Source organism: Paenibacillus sp. JT22N15, from assembly GCF_059383755.1.
Genome location: NZ_JBXENV010000008.1, coordinates 72,038 through 96,834, shown reverse-complemented (window position 1 = coordinate 96,834; position 24,797 = coordinate 72,038). Strand labels below are relative to the sequence as shown.

Genomic DNA, 24,797 nt, shown 5'->3' with positions numbered 1-24,797 from the left:
GTTAATATGAACGAAATTTTAACGCCTGAACAGCTCCGCGAGGCAGTGCATAAGCTATTTAAGGATGCCGGATATACGAATCCCGAGCTGCTGGAAAGCATCGAATTATTAGCGGCAGAGAACGATCGCTTGAAGCAGGAAGTTAAAAAATGGCGGCTCGCTGCTGCACGTGGGGCAGCCGCAGGCACTTCCATGAACAGCCGTTTGAAGGACGCGCTTCGAGAATAATTTTTGATAAAGCAATTCAAAAAGCATACATCCTTCACATTGCATCGCAGGGTAATCCTGCTAAAATGATACAGGCACACATGGACTCAAGTGTAAGGGAGAAATAGGCCATATGGATAGAGGTTGGATTACGGTCATTATTGGCCCAATGTTCTCGGAAAAATCCGGCGAGCTCATACGGCGCTGTCATAAATTGCTGCAATATGGCCGCAAAAAAGTAAGAGCGTATAAGCCTGCGGAAGATAATCGGTTCAGCAGCGAGGAAATTGTAAGCCGCATTGGCTACCGGCTGCCAGCCTTCAACATTCCGAAGGAGCTTACGCCCGAGATGGCGGAGCGCATTTTGCAGGATACGAAGCATGCCGACGTCGTCGCTTTCGACGAGGTGCAGTTTTTCTCCAAAACGATCATCCCTCTTGTAGAGGAGCTTGCCTATAACGGCAAACAGGTCATTGTAGACGGCCTTAACATGGATTACCGCGGCAAAGCCTTCGGCTATATCGGCGGGCTGCTTGCCATTGCAGACGAAATCGTAAAGCTGACTTCCTTCTGCGCAGTATGCGGCGATGCGAACGCAGCGTTCACGCAGCGCGTCATTAACGGCCAGCCAGCGACGCTGGGGCCAGTCATTTTAATCGGCGATACGGAGAGCTACGAGCCCCGCTGCCGCCATTGCTTCGTCCCTCCGCATAAAGCGGTGGAAGAAGCGAGTGAAGAGCATACAGACGCTGCTGCGCAGCTCTGATTGCAGGGAAACATACTGTAGCGAAAATGCGACAGCCGATCTCCCAGCAACTGTAATACGAGCACAAAAAAGGCTTGTACGGCCGCTCTGCTCCTGTTGAGCATGACGGCCGCGCAAGCCTTTTGGCGTTCCAGCAGAACGCCGTATTATCATTTTACCGCTGCAAAAAAAAGCCGCTCGGAGTGCTCGCCTTGGGGCTGCAGCTTGAAATCGGCAAAACGCTCGACCTTGCTGAATCCGGCTGCGTGCAATTGCTCCGCTATCCAGTCCGCCTCATAAGCCCGCTGCACATGCATTTCTTCAAAGCGGCGAAACCGCTCGCCGCCTTCATGCGCAAAAATCGTCAAATGATGCTCAATTTCGCAGCGCTCCTCATCCAGCTCGCATGTCCAAATGTAGGCAGCCCCGTCCTCGTCCAGCACGAATGGCTGCTCCTCCGCATAACGAATGAGCTGTGCCTTCGGATGCACATCGAACAGAAATACGCCGCCAAGGCGAAGCGCCGCGTATACCGCCTCGAAAGCGGCGATTACATCGGCTTCCTCCGTCAAGTAATTGACGCAGTCGCAGAACGATATAACCGCGTCCACAGGCGCGCCCAGATCCAATTCCCTCATATCCTGCTGCAGCCAGGTTGCTGTGCCTGCACGTGCGCCTTGGACGGCAGATAGCGCCTCATCCCATTTGCTGCGTGCCACAGTCAGCATATCCTCAGATAAATCGATGCCGTACACTTGCATGCCGGCCAAAGCCAGCGGTATCGCAATAGAGCCTGTCCCACAGCCAAGATCGGCAATAACAGAAGGCTTGCCATAACGCTCCCAGCATTGCTGTGTGAACCACAGCCAATCCTCGTAAGGCATGTCGCTCATAAGCTCATCGTATACCGCAGCGAACTCGCCATATGACTCCACCTAGAAAGCCCCTCCTTAATCCTCTGATGAGCCTTCGGAAGCAGAAGCTTCGCCATCGTTCGACTTGGCAGCATCGCCTGCTGCGCCATTGTCTCCTGTCGCTTCCACTAGATAGGTCCAGTTGCCCTTCTGGGTAATAAGACGCTCGCGCATCAGCTTGCCGATCGCACGCTTAAATGCCGATTTGCTAATGCCGAATTTTTGCTTAATAATGCCCGCTTCCGTCTCATCGGAATAAGGCATGCCGCCGCCCGGACGCTCCTTCAAAAAGGCGAGCAGACGATCGGCATCTTCAAGGCGGCCCACTTCCTTCTGCTGGCCCATCGACAAATTCACCCGTCCATCCTCGCGGATAAAGGTAATCCGGGCCGAGACACGCTCGCCAAGCCGAAGCGGGCGCAGGCGATCCGGTGCCGGAATAAGACCGTAGGCGCCGAAGCCGACAACGCCGCCATCAATTAGGACAAACGAGCCCATTTGCAGCGATTTCGTTACCCAGCCTTCGATCCACTGGTTGCGCCAGGAATCTGGTGCCGCAAATACGAGCGGCCCAAGCTCATCCTCGCCCGCAAGCCGGGCAATAAGCCTGCCGCTTTTGTCATGGCCCAGCACAATGTGAACCTCATCGCCTGGCAGCGGACGATAATCGATATTTTCCGGCAGCTCCGAAAGCGGCAGCAGCAGCTGACGGCCAAGACCAATTTCAAGAAAGCAGCCCAGCCGCGGATGGACATCGGCAACCTTAAGCCGGGCCATCTCGCCGAGCTTCACCAGCGGACGCTTCATCGTCGCCGCCAGCCGATCCTCGGTATCAAAAAATATAAATACTTCAACCTCATTGTTAACTTTAGGCTTGCTGCCGACCAGCTCCGTATAATGCATCAGCACCTCGGATTCGCCATCGGTCAAAAAATAGCCGTAGGGCGACACTTCACGTGCCACCCTTAGCGTTATTGTCGTACCGGCGATCAAGCTCATGCGAACTCCACAACTTTGGCGTCAGACCACAGCTTTTCAATGTTATAATACTCACGCTCATCGCGGTGGAATACGTGAACAACAACATCGCCAAGGTCAATCAGCACCCAGCGTGCGGAATCCATCCCTTCAATGCCGCGTACGCGTACGCCGCGCAGCTCCGCGGATTTGCGGATTTCCGTCACAATCGCCTGTACCTGTGTATCCGAATTACCCGAGCAGATTACGAAATAATCCGCTACCAGGGAAATTTCCTGCAAATTCAAAGCTACAATACGCATAGCCTTCTTATCTTCCGCTGCAGCAACCGTTGCTTGCAGAAGCTCCTCCGAATGTACCGTCATAACTCAGCCTCCTGTTTTTAACTCTTCTATTAAACCATTACGTGCATCTATTGTCAGTGGAAAAATGGCCTTGCCTTTTTTGAGCAGCAGCAGGATGGTTGAATCAAACCCCGCAAGCAGCGCTTGCTCCAAGCTATCCTTGCTCAGCCTGCGAATGTCGTCAACACCGGGAAAATCGCGCCCAGGCTCCATATAATCCGCGAGGCATACGACCTTGTCCAGCCGCGTCATCGCAAGGCGTCCCGAAGTATGGAAGCGAATGGCATCCAGCACCAGCGTATCTGTCACGCCATATTCATGCTCCGCCACCCAGGCGCCCACCTCGGCATGCCATAAATTTTTATCCTGGTCAAGCAATTCAGGCGCCAGCTGCTGGTCCCGCAGCACCTTCTCCATGCGGTCGACCGGCCAATATTTCGCCACATCATGCAAAATCGCCGCCAGCTCCGCCTGCTCCGGGTTTTCCCCGAACCTTACCGCCAGCTGAACCGCCGTTGCCATCACGCCTTCGGTATGCTTCCAGCGTTTCTCGGGCATTTGCGCTTTCACCGACTCAATCATTTGATCGCGCTCCATAAAGGCCCCTCCCCGTAATAAAATGAAACACAGCTTCCGGTACGAGATAGCGGAAGCTGCCGCCAGCTTGAATCGCTTCGCGAATCGCCGTAGATGAAATGCCGATTGGCGGCATATTGATATACGTCAGCCGCTGCTGCAAGTAGTCCGGCAGCTCGCCGGCTTCCGATTCCGTGCCTTCTCGATTAAGCCCGATGAAAGCAACCCGCTCCGCCAGCTCCTCAATCCGGTGCCACCCGGGCAAATCATTGATCCGGTCAGTTCCAATAATATAGGAGAAGGAATCGTGCGGATGCAGCTGCCTCAGCTCTAGAACCGTATCAATCGAATAACTGAGCCCGCCTCTTGCAAGCTCTATATCCAATGCCCGAAAATGCGGATTGCCTTTTATAGCTTCCTGCACCATCTGCAGCCTCAGCTCGCTGTGCTCGCCAGGCTCATGGCTTTTAAGCGGAGGCAAAAACGAGGGAATAAACCACACCTCATCCAGCCCGCAGCTTGTGCGCGCTGTTTCTGCGGCAATGAGATGTCCGAGATGGATCGGGTCGAACGTTCCGCCCATAATGCCGATTTTACGCATAGCCGCAGTCCTCCTTATCTGTAGACTTCACACTTAGTCATTGCGGCGAAATAAGTACCGCTAGATACTTGCCAGCAAAAGCGGCAAGGTGAAACGGCTTCCGCCGTCCTCTGGCGGCGCGGCGCGTTTCAGTCCGAGAAATATAGAGAAAGTATGGCGAAATCATATACTTTCCTATATTTGAACAAATTGCGGGCACTCATTTCCTCGCAAGCCTTTAGCGTCCCGCTTTGACAGCTGGCAATTCGATTTTGCGGTTTTTCTCTTCCGATGCGCGTTTGTAAAGCACAATCGTTTTGCCGATAACCTGTACCAGCTCGGCTTTAGCTGCTGCTGCTACTTCAACCCCGATTTCCTTCGGATCATCCATGCAATTGTTCAGCACGGACAGCTTGATCAGCTCGCGAAGCTCAATCGATTCATTAATATGACGTACAAGATGGTCATTCGTTCCACCTTTGCCGACTTGAAAAATCGGCTGTAAATGATGCGCCATCGCGCGCAAATAACGTTTTTGTTTCCCTGTAAGCATCGCTCTATGTTCCTTCTTTCAAATAGTAATAAGAAAAATGCTGCTAGCCCTGGAGGGCAGCGAGTACCGTCTCGCGCATCGCTTGAACAGGCGCAGGCTGCCCTGTCCAATATTCGAAAGCATACGCGCCTTGATAAATAAACATGCCCAGACCGCCATGCGTCCGGCAGCCATGAAGCGCAGCTTCCTGCAAAAACTTCGTTTGCAGCGGATTGTATATTAAATCGCTGGCCACACAGCCCGCTTTCAGCCATGAAGCATCAAGCGGACTTTCGTCCACATTCGGATACATGCCTAGAGAGGTCGTATTGATTACGACATCCGCGTCCGCGCATACCGTGCGCAGCTCATCATTCGTGACTGCTGCAATGTCGGCACGGTGGCGCAGTGCTGCTGCAAGCTCCTCAGCCTTGCCGAGTGAGCGGTTAGCGATTGTGATGCGCTCCGGCTGCTCGCCTGTGAGCGCATAAACAATGCCGCGCGCAGCTCCGCCTGCTCCGATCACGACGATCTTCTTCCCGGCAAGGTCCGGCTCCGCCTCTTCCTTAAGGGAACGGACGTAGCCGATGCCGTCAGTATTGTAGCCAATCAGGCGGCCGTTATCATTGACAATGGTATTCATCGCCCCTACCGCTCGCGCGCTTTCGTCGATTTCATCCATTTCCTTCATCATATCCAATTTATGAGGAATCGTCACATTCACTCCCCGAATGCCCATCGCCCGAACGCCGCTAACGAAAGAGGACAGCTCACCTGCCGTAATGTGGAAAGCCAAATAAACGCCGTTAATGCCCGTTTCCTGAAAAGCGCGATTCAGCATAATGGGTGACTTGGAATGATGAATGGGGTCACCAATTACACCGTAAAGCACTGTATGGCTATCTATGCGCTGCATAGCTTTATGGATTTCTCCCGCACTCATTTCCGCCAATATCCCCTCTCAGCTGCTATGAAGTGTAAAACGCAATGATGAGCTTCTCCCATCATGGCCGTTAAATCAATGAATCCCTAAGCAGCACCTTGATGCCTTTCGGGGCATATAGATCGAGCAAGGCGCCTGCCTCTCCGTTCACCTGAATCCAGCCTAGGCCAGAGATGAATACATCCTTCTTCGCTCCCCGCGGCACGCGCAGCGAGTGGCGCGTCCATGCCGGCATCTCCGCAAGCTCTTCGCGAGATGGTCCGCCGAGCAGCTCGCCCTGATGGTCCTCATAAAGCGCATCCGCGCGCTCCATCTTCGTCCGGTGCACATTGAGCGCATTAGAAATGTACAGCGTAAACGATTGGCGCTCGCCCTCTACAAAATCAAACCGGACTAAGCTGCCGATAAACAGCGTCTGCTGGTCATTGAGCTGATACACAAGCGGCTTGATCGGCTTGTCCGGCAGCAGCGACTGCAGAAATCCGCGCGGCACAATTTCCGTCATTCGCGTCGGATAGACGATGCCGGGCGTATCGATGATGAACTTGTCATCATCCAGCGGAATGTGAACCGCATCAAGCGTCGTTCCCGGATAGCGGGACGTCGTCAGCTCGCGCTCCAAATCGCTGTAATCTTTAATCAAGCGATTAATGAGTGTAGATTTGCCAACGTTGGTGGCGCCGACCACATACACATCGCGCCCTTTACGGTGACGATCAAGCGCCTCAATGACATGCTCGAAACCGATGTTGCGCTTCGCGCTGCACAGCACGATATCCAGCGTACGCAGCCCTTCGCTCTTCGCCTGCTGCTGCACCCAGTTGCGCAGTCGGTTCAGGTTCATTGATTTTGGCAGCAAATCGACTTTGTTGACGACGAGCAGCACGGGATTGTTGCCAACAAAACGCTGCAAGCCCGAAATCAGGCTGCCCTCAAAATCATACAAATCGACAATATGCACAACGAGGCTGTCGGTTGTTGCTACGCTGCTCAGCAGCTTCAGAAACTCATTTTGATCCACCGTCACCGACGATGCTTCATTATAATTGCGAATACGGAAACAACGCTGGCATATAGCCGGCTCCCTAACTACTGCCTGCTCTGGCACAAAGCCAGGAAGCTCTGCATTTTCCGTTTGCAGTTTTACGCCACAGCCCGCACAAGACTGCGCGGCCAGACTAAGCTGCTCTTCCTTCACTTCTTCTCCCCCTCATTCCATAACCCGTTTTTGCCAAGGCTCGATTTGGCGATACGCTCAATTCGGCGGTTGACCCGAGTCATGATTCCTTCATCAGCAGGAGCAATTGGCGCTACAAGAATCGTATATAATCCCATTCGATTGCCGCCCAGCACATCCGTCAGCATCTGATCGCCAATGACTACCGTCTCTTCCGCTTTCAGCTCCAATACCTTTAGCCCTTTGCGAAACGACGTATTAGCCGGCTTGCGCGCAGCATGAATAAACGGAATGTTCAAAGGCATTGCAAATTTGGACACTCTGGTTACATTATTATTCGATACGATAACGACTTTAAAGCCGCGCTCACGGACATCGTCCAGCCATTTGACCAGTTCGGGCGTTGCAAGCGGCACCCGCGCTCCCACAAGCGTATTATCCAGATCCGTAATAATGCCGCGAATTCCCTTCTTATGCAGCTCATCTAATTGAATATCATAAACCGTATCCACACGCATATGTGGCAACAGTTTCTTGAACATAAGCGTTAAACCCCTTTGCTTTTCTCCTGCTATCTTACGAAACTATAACATAAAAAACGATTTTGTTGCAAAAAAATACCGCCGTCCATTGTTTGGACAGCGGCAGGCTGAATTTTTCCTTCTATATATAGTCGGATAAAAGCTGTTCATTATAATAGCGAAATAACATGCTTGACTTTGTTCACAAATTGCTCAGCCTCTTCTGGAGCTGCCTCGGCGCCACTATATTTGGCTCGTTCAAAATCGTTCAGCACCTGAGTCAGCTCGCTGCGAATATCTGTGCGATGCTGAGCAAACCGCTGCACCGCTTCCCGCAGCGTCTCATGCTCAGAGCGCTTTAGCCCCTTTCTCCGGCAAACACGGAGCAGGCGCTCCGTTTCCCATACGATGCGTTCATTCGCCGTATAGGAGCGGAACCGGAAGCGAAGCCACGCCGCCTTCAGCGCTTGACGGCGTACAATCAAGCTAGCCGCGAGCAATAATACAAGCAGGGAAATACCTGCTATATAAAAGCCTTTGTACGAAACGTCGGCTTTCTCGGCAGCTGCCGCCTTAACCGCCTCGTCTGTATCCTCTTCTACTTCCGGTGTAGGCGCCGCTGCATCTTCACCGGCAATCGTATAAGGGAATGAAAATCCTGCTGTCGGCTCAAAGGAAACCCAGCCATAACCTTCAAAATAAATTTCTACCCAAGAGTGGGCATCGGAATTGCGCACGGTATACGTGCCTTCCCCCTGTAAAAACGTATCGATATCAAAGCGATCTGCTGCATCAACACCGAGGGCAGGCAATGCGCCTGGCGCAAAACCCTTCACCCAGCGGGTAGGCAGGTCAACGGAACGGGCCAGCACCGCCATAGCTGTAGAAAAATAATCGCAATAGCCTTCCTGGATTTCAAACAGAAACTGGGCGACAAAATCATCGGACTCTCCCGTCAGCTTGCCCAGATCAGGCTCATTCGTATAGACAAAATTCAAACGCAAATACGATTCCAGCATTTTTGCCCGATCATAGTCATTGGTCGCAGTTTTGGTCAATTCCTCAGCAAGCTGCTTGACCTCGCCTGGCAAATTATCGGGCAGCTGTGTATAATGATCATTTTCATTCGAGCTGTACAAGCGCGCATTTGTGCTGCGGAGCTTCGCTTCATCCAGCACGGGAACGGTGGACACGACGGAGTATGATTCCGGATAGGGCTGCCTTCCCCTTCCCTGCAAAGGAAAACGCAGCTCTTGGTCGTCAGGCGCCCAGGTGAGCCGGTAGGATAAATTCGCTTCCGGATCATTAATCCAGTGAATGCGATTAATCGGAGCGGCAGCAAATAAAACGGGATACTGGTCCTTCCGAATCATCGTCACCGTCTGCTCCACTTCAATCGTGTCTGCCAGCTTGCGATCATACGGCAGGGAAAGCTCCTGCTCCTTTTTCAACTGATTGACGTTGTTCGGCTCCGTTCCTTCATCCAGCTCCAGCCAGCCGCTGCCGGTATAAAATGATTTCGTTTCCCCTCTCCAATAGCTCCGATGGGAGCTTGCAACCGTCATGACTGGCGAATAATCGAAGTTAAAGCCGCCGCCAAGCTGGTCGTCATCACGCCCATAGCCGGAGCTTGTGTCCAGCGTTACACCACCTGGGTCCGAGCCTTTTTCACCTAAAAAAACATTGACCTTCTCACCCTTCGATTCTTTCCAAATCGTATACGGGTCACGAAGCACAGGCGAAATCGATGGCATGAACAGGCCTGCCGCCATCAGCAGCGCAAGCACCGCCGCAATAGGCATAAATAATTGCAAAGGATAATGCAGCAGCTCCTTCCAGCTTCCTGGATGGTGACGCTGAAATTGGTGCAAATGCCCCGCTGCGAGCCATATGAGCCCTAGCAATACGACCCATGCCACATTGTCCCACAGCCAGATCGGCGTGAATGAATCGGCAACCGTCAAAACGAGCAAATTCGCCCCAATAAATCCGAATAGCCGAATGCGCGACGTCGTCCAGGCACTGAACAGCAAGTACGTGGCAAGCATAGCCAGGCTAAACCAAATATACGGGTTGAACTGGATCAGCAGACTCCATATCATAGCGGCGAATTTCCGCAAGCCTTCCTCTGAGCCGGTTAAGCTGGGAGATGCGCCTACTACTAACCATGTTGATACCACGACGAGCAGCAATTGGAGCGGCAGCCGCAGCCTGCGCCTCATCCTTGGAAGCAAGACGTCAACTGCCCCCGCAAGCAGCAGCGCCATATAAATGGAGGTAAATGTAGCTTGCCACCAGTAGTTTTCAAAAACCGCAATCGAATTAAGCAGCGAAAAAATAATAATGATACGGGATATTCGGCTGTACCACTCAAACGCGGCATATTCTTTCAATCTTTTTAAAGTATTTTTCATGCTCCGCCGCCTCCTTCAAGCACAGCCGGCAGCTCAGGCAGCTGCGTGAGCGTAAATACCGGCCAGCCTCGGGCGCGCAGCAGCTTCTGCCAGTCCTGATTCATCACGGCGGCCCGCCCGTCCACATTCGCAATATGGAGCAGGCAAGGCTGCAGCCCTTTGCGTGCGAGCCATTCCAAGCTGGCGCTCGCCTCCTTGCCCGAAGCTGTAGAAATAACAAGCGCAATTGAGCCCGAATCAAGCAGCGACTCCGATGCAAGCAGCGTCTGATATAAAGGCTGCTCCGCATCGGCATTCACCGCCGTTAAATGCTGCATAATCGCCCCCCGTTGCTCGGCACCCGCCTTGGGAGGGAAGATGGCCCGCTGCGATCCGGCCGACAGCAGCCCCATAGCCGTCTCTCCTCGCCCGCCGCTCTCAATGAGCGAAGCGGCCGCTGATACCGCGAGTTCAAAGCGGTCTGCCTGCGCCCCGCTGTAAGCCTTGGCATCGCGATCGATAATAATAAGCGTTCGGGGCAGCGACTCCCGTTCAAACTCCTTGGACTTCCAATGTCCCGTGCGCGCCGTCGCATGCCAGTGAATCCGCGACAAGCGGTCGCCAGGCACATATTCGCGCACGCCATTGATTTGGGTCGTCTCCTTCGCCGAGCGTGAAGCAATAGCGTGCGAGTATGGCCCGCGCGCGCCAAGCTGCAAACCGCGCTGCTGGCGAAGGGGGACGATTTGAGGCATCACGCTGAACACCGACTCCTCGGTAAAGCTGCCCGAATGCTCAAACAACCCAAACACATCATGGGAGGAGCAGGCGGTAGCCCCGAAGCGATATTCACCGCGCTGCAGCGGAGGTGTCGTATACAGCACTTCGCCGGAACGCTTCAAATTCGGCACAAAGGATGATTCGAATTGCAGCGCTTGTCCATTGTTGCGCAGCAATTGATCGCGGACAAGCACAAACGGTATCGGATAATACCCGGGCACCTTCACCGAAAGCTTGACCGTTAGCGAGCTCCCGGCCGCCAGCGCATAATCGCCATGGCCGCCATCCGATTTGCGCAAGCTGCGGCTGCCGCTTACTTTGCTAATGCCGCTAAAGCGCCCTAGCAGCAAATAAAGCAGCAGCGCATTCATAATGACGAACAGCATGACGGCCGTTTTGCCGCCTTGAAATAACAAGTAAAGCAGCGCTCCTCCATACAGAAACGCGCTAATGAGCAGTCGTCTGCCTTGCAAGCTGAGCGTCCGCATTCCCATATCAGCGCTCCAATCTCACCGGCACTCTTACCTGTTCCATGATTTGATCGACCAGCTCGCTCGCTTTGAGGCCGTTCATTCTGGCCTCCGTATGCAGGGAGAGCCGGTGAGACAATACATGCGAAGCAAGCTTCTTCACATCATCAGGCGTAACAAAGCTGCGCTGCTCCAAATAAGCGGCTGCTTTGGCCGCCCGGGCAAACGAAAGGGCAGCACGCGGGCTGGCGCCAAGCTGGATACCGGGATGCTCGCGTGTAGCTCTGACAATGCTGACCAAATATTTGGCCACCGCCTCATCCATATGGACAGCCTGCACCTGCTGCTGAATGCGGATAATATCGTCCACATCGGCGATTTGGGCAATTTGGCTCTCCGGCTGCAGCCGAACTTCGCCGCCCATAATCATCTTCTGCTCATCTTCCTCGCTAGGATAGCCGAGCGAAAGCTTCATCATAAAACGGTCAAGCTGCGCTTCCGGCAGCAAATAAGTGCCCTCGAATTCGATTGGATTTTGCGTGGCAAGCAGCATAAACGGATGAGGCAGCGCGTAGGTGTCGCCGTCTACCGTCACATGGCCCTCCTCCATCGCCTCCAGCAGCGCAGATTGGGTTTTGGTCGTCGCCCGATTGATCTCGTCAGCCAGCAGCAAATTGGTCATGACCGGACCCGGCCTGAACAAAAACTCCTCCTGCTTCGGATGATAAATGGACACGCCTGTTATATCAGTAGGCAGCAAATCCGGATTGCACTGAATGCGCCTGAACTGGCCGCCGATTGAACGAGCCAGCGCCTTTACGAGCTGCGTCTTTCCCGTGCCGGGAACATCCTCTAACAGTACATGCCCGCCGCCGATCACTGCAATCATCAGTCTTTCGATTTGCTCTTGTTTTCCCAAAATACTATAATTTAGATTAGTAAGAATAGATGCGCATAATTGCATGTCAACCTGTCGCGTTTCCATATGAATAACCTCCCGCAGCGTATCAAGATGGATAAAGGCATATAGTTCCATTTTACAGTAGTCCAGCAAGTAAGTACAAATGCATCAATTTCCAAAAAAAACTGGAGGATCCCACAGGACCCTCCAGTTTTCCAATCTATTTCCCCTATATTACCCCTTAGGCCGAATAACCAATGCCGCCAGGAACGAAAAGATGATCGCAGCCGATATGCCCGAGCTCGTCACTTTAAAGATGCCGGAAATAACGCCAATCCAGCCTTGGTCATGCAGCTCGGTCAGAGCCCCGTGCACAAGCGCATTGCCGAAGCTCGTAATCGGGACCGTCGCTCCCGCTCCGGCGAAGGCAACGAGCGGCTCGTATAAGCCGATGCCATCCACCACTGCCCCAATAACGACCAGCGTCGCCATCGTATGCCCCGGGGTCAGCTTAAACACATCAAACATAATTTGCCCTAGGACGCAAATAGCGCCGCCTACTAGAAATGCCCATAAAAAAATCATCGCCTTACCCTTCCTTTCCGCAAATCGCGACAGCATGCGCAATGCCGGGAATGCTCTCGCCCTGCTGGAATGACAGCGGTGACAGCAGCGCTCCCGTCGCAACGACTAATATCCGCTTCAGCTCGCCCCTTGCGAGCCGCTTAAGCAAATGGCCATAGGTGACAACTGCCGAGCAGCCGCAGCCACTGCCGCCCGCCTGCACCTTCTGGCGGTTCACATCGTACACCATTAGGCCGCAATCGCCAAAAACCGTGTCATCCATCGGCACGCCATTTTGCAGCAGCAGCTCATTGGCAAGCGGATGCCCGACACCAGCAAGGTCGCCTGTTACGATTAAGTCATAATCTTTTGGGGAACGTCCTGTATCGTTAAAATGCGCTTGAATCGTATCGACAGCCGCAGGTGCCATCGCAGCGCCCATATTAAATGGATCGGTGATCCCGAGATCGACGATTTTCCCGATCGTCGCGCATTCGATGGTCGGACCGTCCCCCGAAGCGGCAACGAGTCCGGCTCCAGCGCCAGTAACGGTATATTGTGCCGTCGGCGGCTTCTGCGAGCCGTATTCGGTCGGGTATCTGAACTGCTTCTCCGCCGTGCAGTTATGGCTGCATGTGCCCGCCAGCACATAATCGGCAGAGCCGGAGTTGACGAGCATTGCGGCAATCGACAGCGACTCCATCGACGTGGAGCAGGCGCCGAAGACGCCAAGATAAGGCACGCCCAGCGACCGCGCTGCAAAGCTGCTGCTTATGATTTGGTTCATTAAATCGCCGCCCACAAAAAACTGCACCATTTCCTTGTCGATCCGGGCATGCTGAAGCGCGAAGTCCGCTGCCTGCTCCAGCAGCAGCCGCTCGGCCTTCTCCCAGCTTTTCTGCTGCATATCCAGCTCGGGATGCACAAGGTCAAAATCCTCGGCCAGCGGGCCGTCGCCTTCGTCTGGCCCTACTACCGTTGCCGCGCCGATGATGACGGGGCGCTTCTCGAACCACCAGGTCTGTTTGCCGCGCAGCATATTATTGCCCTCCTGTGCCGAGAATGAGATGGACGATGCCGACGAAGAATGCTGCCACAACGCCGAACACGATAACGGAGCCCGCCAGCTTGAACATATTGGCGCCAACGCCAAGGACAAGCCCTTCAGCACGGTGCTCCAGCGCCGCCGAGCACATCGAATTGGCGAAGCCTGTGACAGGCACGGCTGTGCCGGCTCCTGCCCACTGGGCGATTTTATCGTACACCCCAATGCTCGTCAAAATCACTGAAATAATAATGAGCACAGCAACCGTCGGATTGCTCGCATCCTCCGCCTTCATATGAAGCAAATGCATAAACAGCTCCTGAATCACTTGCCCAAGCACACAAATACCGCCGCCAATAATGAAGGCTCTCAAACAATTCGTTCCTATGGAGCGGGCAGGCTCCCGCGTTTTGGCAAAGTTCTGGTATTCCTTTGACGACATCGCCATCTTCTTGTATTTCCCTTTGTCTGAGCTGCTTGCTGTCATAGCTTGCCCCCCTTTCCGTTATACGCTGCTGCAAAATGCTAAACACGAGATGCGCGGACGCACCAGTTCTTGATCATTATTTGCCACCTAAGGGGCTATTATGTATGCAGCACATCGTTTTCCTTTCAAATGCTTATATTCGGAAAAAAAGAGCATTCGCCCGCTTTAGCCGCAGCCAAAACAGTCGAATGCTCCTTTATATTCCTGGTCCGTGAGCCAGCACGGACATCCAGCTTAAAATAATAGCAAAATCAACAGCAGAACGAGCAGCACATACAGCGCCAGCACAAGTAAAATCAGCTCCAATTGCTTGCGGCTGCTTAATGCATTGGCTTTCCTCACAGGCGGCCCTCCCTTTAGCTATGCTTCTATACGTTCAGCATATGCGGGCAGGGGCAAATGCGGAGCTTGTCCGCAGCGGTTCTTCTAGCTTTCCAAAATCGCTACGCCTTTCGCTGCGATGGCAAGCGATCCGTTTACAGCTTCCCCGCTCAGCAGCTCTTTCGTGAACGTGCTAGGCAGCTCCGAGAGCTGCACCGCTTCCGCATTGTGATTCAAAATGAACGTAAAGGTGCTGCCGTTAATGGCCCGCTGCGACACTTCAACGCCGTCTGGAGTCGCAAGCAGCGGTTTAATGCCGGCAGAACAGCACAAATGGGCCATGAAGCCTTCGAGGAACGTTTTATCCGGGCTGGTCGCCACATACCAGGCTTTGCCTTCGCCAAACGAATTAACCGTTACCGCAGGCATGCCTTTATAGAAGTCTGAACCATATTCGGCAACCACTTCAGCGCCCTCTGTATGAATCAGATCGCACAAAATGCTGCCGGAGTATGTCCCGCTATCAAGCGCGCCAAGCGGTTTATTAAGGATAATATCATTTTGCTTGCCCGGCAGCAGGGCATCGATTTCCTCGGCCCAAATGCCCAGCACCTTGCGCAGCTTGCCCGGATATCCGCCCAGCGTCACGATATCATTTTCATTGACGATGCCGCTGAAAAACGTCGTGACGAAAGTGCCGCCGCGCGCAACGAAAGCTTCAACCTTCTCCGCAAAGCCAGGCTTCACCATATACATCACAGGAGCGATGACGAGATCGTAACGATCGAGCTGCTCCTCCACGCTGATCATATCCGTCTGCACGTTCATTTGGAACAAGGCGTCATAATATTTATGAACCTCATCGAGATATTTAAGCGCGACGGTCGGACCGCTCGACAGCTCGACCGCCCAGCGATTTTCCCAATCGTAGACGATCGCTGCCTTGGAATGAACACGCGAATCGAGGATGCGGCCAGACAACTGCTGAAGCTCAGCACCCAACTCGGCACATTCGCGGAATACGCGGGTATTTTCATGGCCGACATGCTCAATAACGGCGCCATGGTATTTTTCACAAGCACCAACCGAGCGGCGAAGCTGGAAAAACAGCACCGTATCCGCGCCGCGCGCCACCGCCTGATAGCTCCATAGCTTCATAATGCCAGGACGTTTAAGCGAGTTGTACGGCTGCCAGTTTTGCTGGCTTGGCGTTTGCTCCATCAGCATAAACGGCTGGCCGCTTTTGAGGCCGCGCATCAGATCATGCGTCATTGCCGTCAGGCTGAATGGCGTATCCATCGCAGGATAGTTGTCCCAAGAGACGACATCCATATATTTTGCCCATTCGAAATAATCCAGCTCGGAGTAAGTACCCATTAAGTTCGTTGTCACTTGCAGATTAGGCGAATGCTGCTTAATCGCTTCATATTCCAGCTTATAGCAAGCAAGCATGCTTGCCGACTGAAAGCGGCGGTAGTCGATGGAAATGCCCTGGAAATTGGTCCGGTTGTGGCCCCACTCCTCGCTGAGGGCACTGGGAGCAACGATCTCATCCCAATCGTAAAAGGTATGGCCCCAAAATGCGGTATTCCACGCCTTGTTCAGCTTCTCAAGCGTGCCATATCGCTGCTCCAGCCAAACGCGGAATGACGCCTCGCAGTTGTCACAGTAGCAATAGCCGCCGTATTCATTCGATACATGCCATACGAGCACAGCGGGGTGATCTTTATAGCGCTGTGCAATCGTGCCAGCCAAACGCTCGGACAGCTTGCGGTAAGCCGGGCTGTTCGGACAGGAATTGTGGCGTCCGCCGAATTTGCGCTTGCGTCCGTCGTAATCGACACGCAGCACATCGGGGTGCTTTTTCGCCAGCCATGCCGGGTGTGCACCTGTACTCGTCGCCAGACAGACATAAATGCCGTCCTTGTATAGTCGGTCAATGATGCGGTCCAGCCATTCGAGATCATAAGTGTCCTCATCAGGCTGAATGCGCGCCCACGAAAAGACGTTGACGGTCGCTACATCAATGCCCGCTAGCTTGAACATCCGAATATCCTCTTCCATAACAGACTCATCCCACTGCTCCGGATTGTAGTCGCCACCGTACCAAATTTTCGGCAATTTTTCATTAATCACTGTAAAACAGCTCCTCTTCCATTTCGACTAGTCTTTAATTACCATAACATGCCTATTGACAGAAATGAAGGAGAGAACTCATTTAAGAGTTCTCCCCTCCATTGCATCCCCTTACTTTTGCGACCAGAACTCCACGCGGTCTTTAACCATTTGCGTAAACTGTTCATTCAGCTTGCTAGCGCCTGCTTTGTCCAGATCCGCCATGAAATCATCCCATATTTTGTCGAAGTTTTCCGGCTTCGCCAAAATCGCTTCCGGAACACGTTTCTTCATAATATCTTGTGTTTTTTGGAAAATGACATCCGCTTCCGAGCCTGTTTCAAAATTCAAGTTCCATGCTGCGCCGTAAGGACGCTCAGGGAAAGCATCGTCTGCAGGCCAGAATTCTTTGTACATCTCCACTTTGTAAGCGGCAAGCGTCTTTTTGTCCGCTTCCGAATATTCAGCTTTGAACTGCTCTGGGAATTTCGTCGTAAAATAGTTGCCTGTGGAATCTTTAACGCCATCGCCGTAACGAGCCGATATGAAGTAATTTTCAATACCTGTCGTTTTCTTAAATTTGTTGCCATCGTTTGTTTTGAGATCTTGAATTTCTTGCTTGAATACGCGTTTGCCGTCCACAACATCATAATGCTTGCCTTCAATGCCCCAGTTAACGAGAATTTGACCTTCTTCAGAAGCCAAGTAATCCAGGAACTTGATCAGACGGACAGGATCTTTGGCCGATTTCGTAATCGCAAGACCGTGTCCTGCCATGTAGCCTGTACCTTGATACGAATGATCTTGGAAGCTTTCATCAAGCGTTACAGGGAAGCGCGCATACGTCGCATCGAACTTTCCTTCCGCTTTCAGGGAATTTTCCGCTTGCATGTAGTCCCACTTCTGATCGATAATGCCGACTACTCGGCCTGTTGCAATTTTAGATTTGTACTGGTCATATTTTTGAACGAAGCTTTCTTTGTCCAGAAGGCCGATATCGTTCATGTGGTTCAGCCAGCGGAAATATTCTCTTTCTTCCTCACGTTGGTAGTGAAGCTTCGTTTCGAATGTTTTCTCGTCGATAGCGAACTCGCCATTATCCGGCAAGCCTGTTGCATAAAATGCAGGGTTTGTTACGGAAATCAGAATTTGCCATTCGCCGCCGTTAAGCGACAAGCCGATTCTTTTTTGTCCATCCTCAGTCGTCGGATTTTTCTCAATGTACGATTTAATGGCATTTTCATAATCTTTAACGGTTTTGATTTCAGGGTAGCCCAGCGCCTCAAGCGCCTGATGCTGAATTTCGAAGCCGCCTTCGGCATCAAAATAAGTTTGGCCTACACCGGAAGAAGGAAGCTCATAAATAGCTGGATCATCTTTGCTGTAACGAAGGCGGGTTAAATAATCGCCATACACTTTTTTAATATTAGGGGCATGTTCTTCAATGAGATCCGTCAGGTCAAGAAGCGCGCCAGCGTCAACCAAGCTTTTTACGCTGCCCTTCGCCATAACCATATCCGGATACTCTCCGCTTGCTGCCATCAGAGCGAACATGTCCGTATCTGATCCGCCAACCGGGAACTCCTGCTGCATCGTAATGCCTGTTTTTTCTTGGAGGAATTTACCGATGTCGCTTTGCATGTTATCCCAGTCTGGATTGTTATCGCCCGATACCAGTCGTACCGTAATAGGCTCAGTAGAGCTTCCATCGCCTGCATTGCCAGTATTGCCTGTGCCTGCTTCGTTATTGTTGCCCGAGCCGCATGCTGTGAAAGTCAAAGCCGTTGCAAGCAGCAAGCCCATTAGAGCGGTTTTCTTTTTCTTCATCTTCGTATTGCCTCCCTTTTAATCGGTATTAAATTATGAAGCGATAAACTTGTATATAACAGGAAACCTGCTATTACCATATGGAAGCCTTAAGGCCCGTCCACTAGCTCTTGACGGAGCCAAGCGTCATCCCTTTGACAAAATATTTTTGCAGGAAAGGATAGACGACTAAAATCGGTACCGTAACGACCATCGTAATGGCCATCCGGATGGATTCTGGCGATACCGCAGCCAAGTTTTGCTGTACGCTCGCATCACGGTAATTAGAGCCGGACTGCGTCGATTGCAGCACCTTCATCAGCTCATATTGCAGCGTTGTAAACTGCGGGGCCTGCGGATTGTACAAATACGTATCTAACCAAGCATTCCAGTGTTGTACCGCAATGAACAGTGCAATTGTCGCCAACACAGGCTGGCAAAGCGGCAGGATGACCCGCCAGAAAATCGTAAAGTCATTGGCGCCATCGATTTTTGCAGACTCTTGCAGAGCGTATGGCAGCCCATCAATGTAGGAGCGGACGACGAAAATGTTCCAAACGCTCAAAATAAGCGGAATAATATATACCCAGAAGCTGCTCATCAAATTTAGATTCTTAATCAGCAAATAAATAGGGATCATACCGCCGGAGAAATACATCGTCATCGCGAAAAGCGGTGAAATCAGCTTGCGCGCCTGAAATTCGCGGCGGCTAAGCACAAATGCCATCATTGAAGCCGACAGCACCCCGATAATCGTACCGATAATCGTACGCAGCACCGAGTTTTGGAAACCGGTCAGCAATGTTTTATACTGAAAAATCGTAATATAGTTTTCCAAGGTGAATTTTCTAGGCAGCACCGTAATGCCGCCTTTTACCGTATCCATCGATTCATTGAATGAAATAGCGAGTACGTTCAAAAACGGGTAAATCGTAATTAATCCAGCAAGCCCCATCACAATATATATGATGACGTCTGTAATGATTTCTGACTTTGGTCTAATCGTTCCCTGCATGCTTTTCTCCTCCTAAATAACCGATTCTTTCGTAATGCGTTTGTAGATGGCGTTAGCGCTAAACACGAGTATAATGCTGACGACGGAGTTGAATATGCCGATCGCCGTACCGTAAGAGAAGCGGGTCATTTGAATGCCATACTTCAGCGCATATAAATCGAGTACCTCGGAATAATCGACAACGAGCGGGTTGCCGAGGAGGAATTGCTTTTCAAAGCCAATGCTGATCAAATGTCCGATGGACAAAATAAACAATACCATAAAGGTGGTGCGAATGCCGGGCAATGTAATATTCCACATTTTACGGAATCTTCCTGCTCCGTCAACGGTTGCCGCTTCATATTGCTCGGGATCAATGCCCGCCATAGCCGCCAGGAATATGATCGAGTTCCAGCCCGTTTCCTTCCACATATCGGACATCGTTACAATGCCCCAGAACCAGCTGCCTTTCGTCATAAATTGAATCGGCTCGTCTATCAGATTTAGCCACATAAGCAGGTCGTTGACACCGCCGCTATCCGTGGACAACATTTTGCTAACAAGGCCAGCGACGACAACCCAGGATACAAAGTGGGGCAAATACGAAATCGTCTGGATGGAGCGTTTGAAAAATTGGCCTCTGATCTCATTGAGAAACAGGGCAAAAATAACGGGAACGGTAAACGAGACGATCAGTCCCATAATACTCATGCCCAGCGTATTGCGCAGGACGAGATAAAAGCGTTCATCTCCAAACAACTGAATGAAGTTGTCGAAGCCGACCCATTTTTGTTCAAAAAATCCTTTGGCCGGTTTATAATTCTGGAATGCCATCACCCAGCCCCAAAGCGGTACATAGCTGAATACGAAAACCCAGATGACAAACGGGACGGACATAAAATACAAGTATTTCTGCTGCTTCATCCGGTCCCAGAAACGATTGGCTTTGCTTTTGTTCACATTAAGCGGGTGTTCTGCGGTTGGTAACGATTTCATCTCTGCTCCTCCTAAAAACTTCACTTTCACTCAACATATCCGTGAATTTCTCTCTTTATTATGTTCCCATCATAACCGATAGCATTTTCAGCTAGGCACCCGACAAATTCCACCTAAAATCATATAAAAATACGTACAGGCTGCTATTTATGTGATTTTGATATGATTTTTCTGCAAAAAATGAGGGATTCCGGCCGGATCATTAGCTAAAAATGACGGATTTCGCAAAAAAATGCCCTCCGCTTGAAAACAAGCCGAGGGCATTTTTGGAAAATAAAATATGTAATTGGAAGTTTATTTACCCGCTTCGTTATGATTCTACGATGGCAATCGCCCGCGCCGGCGCTCCATCGGCATTCCGAAATTTGAGCGGCAAAGCGCAAAAGGTAAATACTCCGCCGCCTATTTGATCCAAATGAATTAAATTTTCGACGATAACCATTTCGGATTGCGAAAAGATTTTTTTGTGAATGGTCAAATTCGCATCCGAAATCGGGTCAACGCCAATAACGTCGAGGCCAACGCCTTTTTTACCACTGTTGATTAAATAGTCGGCTACTTCCTCCGTCATATAGGGATAATCACCAAAATATGCATCCGTTCCCCAATGCTTGGACCAGCCTGTGTAAAAAAGCAGAAAATCAACCGAATCGGCAAGCGCGCGTACCCGCTCAATATAGTCCATCGTAATTTGCTCGCCAGCCTGCAGATCGCTGCATGAAATGACGAGCGCCGTCCCCACGAACTGCTGCGCTGGAATATGCTCCAGCGTCTTTCCACCCGCAAATATATGCGCAGGCGCATCCATATGTGTGCCGGTGTGAGAAGCAAGCGTCAGCAGCGTTTCTCTAAAGCCGTCCTTCTCATACGTGCTCAGCGATTCCAGCGTTGGCTGCGGCGTGCCGGGATAAACGGGCGTCTGTTCAAAAATGGTATGCGTCAAATCGATGACTTTCAATCCACGTTCCCCTTTCGATTTAGATTTAGCTTTCGCTTTCGCTTTATCTTTCGCTTTAAGACTCCTGCCGCTCGGCATCTGATTTCACCATGCCTTTAAACGACGAAGGCGACATGCCTTTATATTTTTTAAATTTAGCGTGAAAATAATCGACGTTCGCATAGCCGACCAGCTCGGATACTTGATGGACCTTAAGCCCTTGCTGAAGCAGCTCTACCGCATGGCGCAGCCGCACCTGATCGAGATAGGTGTTGAAATGCTCGCCGGTGAAATTTTTAAACATTTTGCCCAAATAGCCGCTATTATAATTAAACAGCTCTGCCAGCGTTTCCAGCTTTAAATTTTCCGCATAATGGCGCTCAATAAAACCGGTAATTTGCTTAATGACCGATACATTGCTCGAATTTCCGAGACGGAACGCGAGCTGCGACAGACGGTCCTCCAGCAGCGCCATCATCTCATCATAGTTCGTCTGTTTGTATAAATCCGTTACAATGCGCAGCTCGTCCTGAATCGCAAGCTGTACATGAACCGCCGTCAGCTTGTTCAATACAATCGTCAGCATTTGCGCAAAGCTGGTTTTAATGCGCTGCTCGGAAAGCCGGCTCGTGCTCGCCAGCTCCCCCGATTCCTGCAGCATCAGCCGCACGCCATCCTGGCTGCCGATGTCGAGCATATAATACAGCTTCTGGGCCAGCTCCTGGAGCCGTAATTGGAGCTGCTCCTCATCCGCCTCTGCATGCAGAGCCTGCTCCTCGCCTCCGACGAGATGAAGCTCGCCGCTTGACAGCCGGAAGCTATGCTTAATCGCCGCAAGTATGGCTTCATAGCTGCTCGGCAGCTGTACAAGCGCAGGCACCGCCTCGCCAACGACAGCGATATAACGCTGCTCCTGCGCCGCCTGCTGCACCCACTGCCGAAGCAGCTCGCCCGTGCCTTCCTGCACGACGTAATCTTTCAGCAGCACAGCCGTATATGCGCCCGAGCTAAACGTCCAGCCTGCCCGGTTGCTCTGTACCGCACTTGTCAATCTACGCCTCGCCGCAATGCTTGCAGCAGACGTATGCTCCTCCGTTCTTGACCACTCAATGAGCAGCAGCTGGAAGCTCTTCGCCGTAACGCCAGTAAGCTGCTCCAGCTCCTTCCATATTTCCGGATAGCTGGCCGCGTCGCCCGATACAGCAAGTTGCAGCAGCTCCTCCCGGCGCAGCGTCTCTCTATGGCCAAGACTTGCCGCCTGCTCGGAACGCTTGTCCAAAATCCCCGCGATACGCACAACATTCTCATAGAGCTCGTCATCGTCAACCGGTTTTAATATATAAGCGTCAATGCCGAACTGGATCGCCCGCTGCGCGTAGCTGAAATCAGCATGTCCGCTCAAAACAAGAAAATGGCAGGAGGTGTCAATTTTGCGAATTTCCTCTATCACCTGCAAGCCATCCATTCTCGGCATGCGTATATCCATTAAAATTAAATCGGGCGCCAACTGGCCGTGCTTAATAAGGGCTTCTGGGCCGCTGGCCGCTTCCCCTACCCAGACAAACCCAAGACTTTCCCAATCAATAATTGTACGCAGACCTGCGCGAATCATCGGCTCATCATCAACGATAAGCAGCTTATGCATCTTCTTGCCCTCCTTGCGCTTGCGGGATTTGAAACGTAATGGTCGTTCCGCCATCTTCCCCGCCGCTCATAATCTGCAATCCGGAAGCCTGTCCATAGAGCAGCACCAGTCGCTGATGAACATTGCGCAGTCCAATGCGATATTCCTGCTCATCGTCCATATCCCCCAGCGCCAGCATAATTTCATCCATTCTAGCCTCGTCAATGCCAATGCCGTTATCCGACACTTTCACATGCAGCACCCGATCCCGAAGCAGCGTCGTCACGGTCACGCAGCCGCCTTCATCGATGTTTTCCAAACCATGAATGACCGCATTTTCGATCAACGGCTGAATGATCAGTGGCGGAATGTCCAATGACTGTGCATGCGGGTCCAGCTCCAAATTAAAGGTGAGGCGGTCATTGCCGTAGCGAAACTTCTGAATTTCCAAATAACAGCGGACAATTTCCAGCTCATCCTTAAGTCTTATTTTACCAGCGCCAATTTCCAAATTGCGGCGAATGAGCTTGCCCAGCATATGGACAATCGAGGAAATTTCCGTCTGGCCGTTTACATGCGCTTTCATGCGAATGGACTCCAGCGCATTAAACAAAAAATGGGGATTGATTTGGCTCGCCATCATTTTAAGCTTAATATCCTTCTGCCTCAGTTCCAGCTGATCCTGCTGCCGCTGGGACTCAGAAACCTCGTCCATCAGCCCGCGAATGCTGACCACCATATTGTTGAACTGCCGCGAGAGCAGCCCAATCTCATCATTGCCGTCCACCGTAGCCACCGTCGTCAAATCGCCCATTGCTACTTTGTTGAGGTTTTTATGCAGCAGCAGCATGCGCGTCGCAAGTAGTCCCGAGAAAAAATAAATGAGCAAAAACGCAATTGCCAAACTAATGCCCATAATCGTCAGTCCCAAAATACTAATGCGATTCGCTTCGCTGACGATGCTGTCGATTGAAAAGACGGATACGATGCGCAAACCATTGCGGCTCGATTGTGGGGTGAGCTCCTCCATGACAAGCCGCGAACGCTTGCCTTCATACAAAATTTCAAAGGTACCCGGCCCTTTCCCGGACAATTGATTGGAAAAATCGAGATTGGTTAAATTCAGCCCCACCTGCTTCGGATTGCTGGCCGCCACAATATAGCCGGAATCATCAAAGATCATCGTATCGAAAGGCTCCTGGCTAAGCAGCGCATTCAGCTTCTCTTGATTGATGCCAATGACTAGCACGCCGCTTGTCCGATAGGTAGGAAACGGTATTTTTCGTACAAGGCTGAGATAATTTTTATTTTTCTTCGTCTCATCCTTGATGTACATCCAGTGGATGCCGACTTCCCCCATCGCACTTTTGTACCAGGAAGCCTCTTCAGTGGCTTTGCTTGTTTTGATGAATTCCCAGTTATCAAGAATCGTTTCGTTCGTCGTATAAAAGCGGATATTATTGATTTCTGAATACAGCTGCATATAATCTTTAAACGCCCGAAATTCCCACAATGCGCTTACAGCCTCAAACGTAGATTCATAATTGGTGTTCACCGTGCTTCGCAGCGCATTGTCAAACAGCATTTTATCCGAAATTGTAATGGGCATCCGAATAATGTCATCCGTCTGCTTCTTGATTTTCTCTACATTGTTCAGCGTCTGCTGCGTCGCCTGATTCAGCACATTTTGACGAAAGGCCGCCGTTAAAATAATGCCGACAAGCAGCACCGGAATGCAGACGACGAGCAAAAATGAAATCATCAGCTTATGCTTAATGCGAACATCGTTCATCCTTCTGACGAAGGCAGATTGTTTCTTCACTCGGCAAATGCCCCTTCTTCTATTA

At 51.5% G+C, this 24,797-nt stretch carries 24 protein-coding genes; 2 read left to right on the top strand and 22 right to left on the bottom strand.

Features of this window, described 5'->3' with window-relative positions; translation table 11 throughout:
* Positions 1-6: 6 nt before the first annotated feature.
* On the top strand, positions 7-228 hold the full coding sequence (locus AC50X8_RS17055; protein WP_056041931.1) for a hypothetical protein: 222 nt from the start codon (positions 7-9) through the stop codon (positions 226-228).
* A gap of 112 nt (positions 229-340) precedes the next feature.
* Positions 341-973, top strand: coding sequence for a thymidine kinase (locus AC50X8_RS17050; protein ID WP_056041933.1), 633 nt, complete (start codon positions 341-343; stop codon positions 971-973).
* 149 nt (positions 974-1,122) lie between these two features.
* Here AC50X8_RS17050 and AC50X8_RS17045 read toward each other — a convergent pair whose 3' ends face one another.
* The 22 genes from AC50X8_RS17045 to AC50X8_RS16940 form a co-directional block, all read right to left on the bottom strand.
* A complete protein-coding gene (locus tag AC50X8_RS17045; protein ID WP_056041935.1) occupies positions 1,123-1,887 on the bottom strand; it encodes a class I SAM-dependent DNA methyltransferase in 765 nt (254 codons plus the stop codon).
* Between the two features lie 15 nt (positions 1,888-1,902).
* Positions 1,903-2,865 carry a CvfB family protein gene (locus AC50X8_RS17040; protein ID WP_056041938.1) on the bottom strand — a complete coding sequence of 321 codons (963 nt, stop codon included), beginning with the start codon at positions 2,863-2,865 and terminating at the stop codon, positions 1,903-1,905.
* Positions 2,862-3,209, bottom strand: a complete 348-nt coding sequence (rsfS, locus tag AC50X8_RS17035; RefSeq protein ID WP_056041940.1) for a ribosome silencing factor — start codon at positions 3,207-3,209, stop codon at positions 2,862-2,864. The genes AC50X8_RS17040 and rsfS overlap by 4 nt, the downstream gene beginning before the upstream one ends.
* Before the next feature lie 3 nt (positions 3,210-3,212).
* Positions 3,213-3,785, bottom strand: coding sequence for a bis(5'-nucleosyl)-tetraphosphatase (symmetrical) YqeK (yqeK, locus tag AC50X8_RS17030; RefSeq protein WP_494880564.1), 573 nt, complete (start codon positions 3,783-3,785; stop codon positions 3,213-3,215).
* A complete protein-coding gene (gene nadD / locus AC50X8_RS17025) occupies positions 3,763-4,365 on the bottom strand; it encodes a nicotinate-nucleotide adenylyltransferase (protein ID WP_056041944.1) in 603 nt (200 codons plus the stop codon). The genes yqeK and nadD overlap by 23 nt, the downstream gene beginning before the upstream one ends.
* A gap of 217 nt (positions 4,366-4,582) precedes the next feature.
* Complete coding sequence (gene yhbY / locus AC50X8_RS17020; RefSeq protein WP_099521038.1) at positions 4,583-4,897, bottom strand: ribosome assembly RNA-binding protein YhbY; 315 nt, start codon at positions 4,895-4,897, stop codon at positions 4,583-4,585.
* Between the two features lie 43 nt (positions 4,898-4,940).
* A complete protein-coding gene (gene aroE, locus AC50X8_RS17015; RefSeq protein ID WP_494880562.1) occupies positions 4,941-5,819 on the bottom strand; it encodes a shikimate dehydrogenase in 879 nt (292 codons plus the stop codon).
* 70 nt (positions 5,820-5,889) lie between these two features.
* A complete protein-coding gene (yqeH, locus tag AC50X8_RS17010) occupies positions 5,890-7,017 on the bottom strand; it encodes a ribosome biogenesis GTPase YqeH (RefSeq protein WP_046229654.1) in 1,128 nt (375 codons plus the stop codon).
* Positions 7,014-7,538: a YqeG family HAD IIIA-type phosphatase gene (locus AC50X8_RS17005; RefSeq protein ID WP_056041947.1), complete on the bottom strand. Its 525-nt coding sequence runs from the start codon at positions 7,536-7,538 to the stop codon at positions 7,014-7,016. The genes yqeH and AC50X8_RS17005 overlap by 4 nt, the downstream gene beginning before the upstream one ends.
* Before the next feature lie 149 nt (positions 7,539-7,687).
* Positions 7,688-9,931, bottom strand: a complete 2,244-nt coding sequence (locus AC50X8_RS17000; RefSeq protein ID WP_494880560.1) for a DUF4129 domain-containing transglutaminase family protein — start codon at positions 9,929-9,931, stop codon at positions 7,688-7,690.
* Positions 9,928-11,184, bottom strand: coding sequence for a DUF58 domain-containing protein (locus AC50X8_RS16995; RefSeq protein ID WP_155973519.1), 1,257 nt, complete (start codon positions 11,182-11,184; stop codon positions 9,928-9,930). Before AC50X8_RS16995 ends, AC50X8_RS17000 begins: the two co-directional genes overlap by 4 nt.
* Position 11,185: 1 nt before the next feature.
* Positions 11,186-12,145, bottom strand: coding sequence for an AAA family ATPase (locus AC50X8_RS16990; RefSeq protein WP_494862053.1), 960 nt, complete (start codon positions 12,143-12,145; stop codon positions 11,186-11,188).
* 150 nt (positions 12,146-12,295) lie between these two features.
* The gene (gene spoVAE, locus AC50X8_RS16985; protein ID WP_056041954.1) at positions 12,296-12,646 is read right to left on the bottom strand and encodes a stage V sporulation protein AE; all 351 of its coding nucleotides are present in this window, start codon (positions 12,644-12,646) and stop codon (positions 12,296-12,298) included.
* 4 nt (positions 12,647-12,650) lie between these two features.
* Complete coding sequence (gene spoVAD, locus AC50X8_RS16980; RefSeq protein ID WP_056041955.1) at positions 12,651-13,664, bottom strand: stage V sporulation protein AD; 1,014 nt, start codon at positions 13,662-13,664, stop codon at positions 12,651-12,653.
* A 1-nt stretch (position 13,665) separates the two neighbouring features.
* Positions 13,666-14,157, bottom strand: a complete 492-nt coding sequence (spoVAC, locus tag AC50X8_RS16975; protein WP_056041958.1) for a stage V sporulation protein AC — start codon at positions 14,155-14,157, stop codon at positions 13,666-13,668.
* Between the two features lie 426 nt (positions 14,158-14,583).
* Complete coding sequence (locus tag AC50X8_RS16970; RefSeq protein ID WP_056041961.1) at positions 14,584-16,614, bottom strand: beta-galactosidase; 2,031 nt, start codon at positions 16,612-16,614, stop codon at positions 14,584-14,586.
* A 111-nt stretch (positions 16,615-16,725) separates the two neighbouring features.
* Positions 16,726-18,420 (bottom strand): ABC transporter substrate-binding protein, encoded by a 1,695-nt coding sequence (locus tag AC50X8_RS16965; protein ID WP_494862057.1) that lies wholly within the window; start codon positions 18,418-18,420, stop codon positions 16,726-16,728.
* A 103-nt stretch (positions 18,421-18,523) separates the two neighbouring features.
* A complete protein-coding gene (locus tag AC50X8_RS16960; protein WP_056041966.1) occupies positions 18,524-19,414 on the bottom strand; it encodes a carbohydrate ABC transporter permease in 891 nt (296 codons plus the stop codon).
* Positions 19,415-19,426: 12 nt separating this feature from the next.
* On the bottom strand, positions 19,427-20,389 hold the full coding sequence (locus AC50X8_RS16955) for an ABC transporter permease (protein WP_056041968.1): 963 nt from the start codon (positions 20,387-20,389) through the stop codon (positions 19,427-19,429).
* A 310-nt stretch (positions 20,390-20,699) separates the two neighbouring features.
* Positions 20,700-21,425: a cyclase family protein gene (locus AC50X8_RS16950; RefSeq protein WP_494880557.1), complete on the bottom strand. Its 726-nt coding sequence runs from the start codon at positions 21,423-21,425 to the stop codon at positions 20,700-20,702.
* Positions 21,403-22,971 carry a response regulator transcription factor gene (locus tag AC50X8_RS16945; RefSeq protein ID WP_494862060.1) on the bottom strand — a complete coding sequence of 523 codons (1,569 nt, stop codon included), beginning with the start codon at positions 22,969-22,971 and terminating at the stop codon, positions 21,403-21,405. The genes AC50X8_RS16950 and AC50X8_RS16945 overlap by 23 nt, the downstream gene beginning before the upstream one ends.
* Positions 22,964-24,772 (bottom strand): sensor histidine kinase, encoded by a 1,809-nt coding sequence (locus AC50X8_RS16940; RefSeq protein WP_494880555.1) that lies wholly within the window; start codon positions 24,770-24,772, stop codon positions 22,964-22,966. The genes AC50X8_RS16945 and AC50X8_RS16940 overlap by 8 nt, the downstream gene beginning before the upstream one ends.
* Positions 24,773-24,797 lie beyond the last annotated feature (25 nt).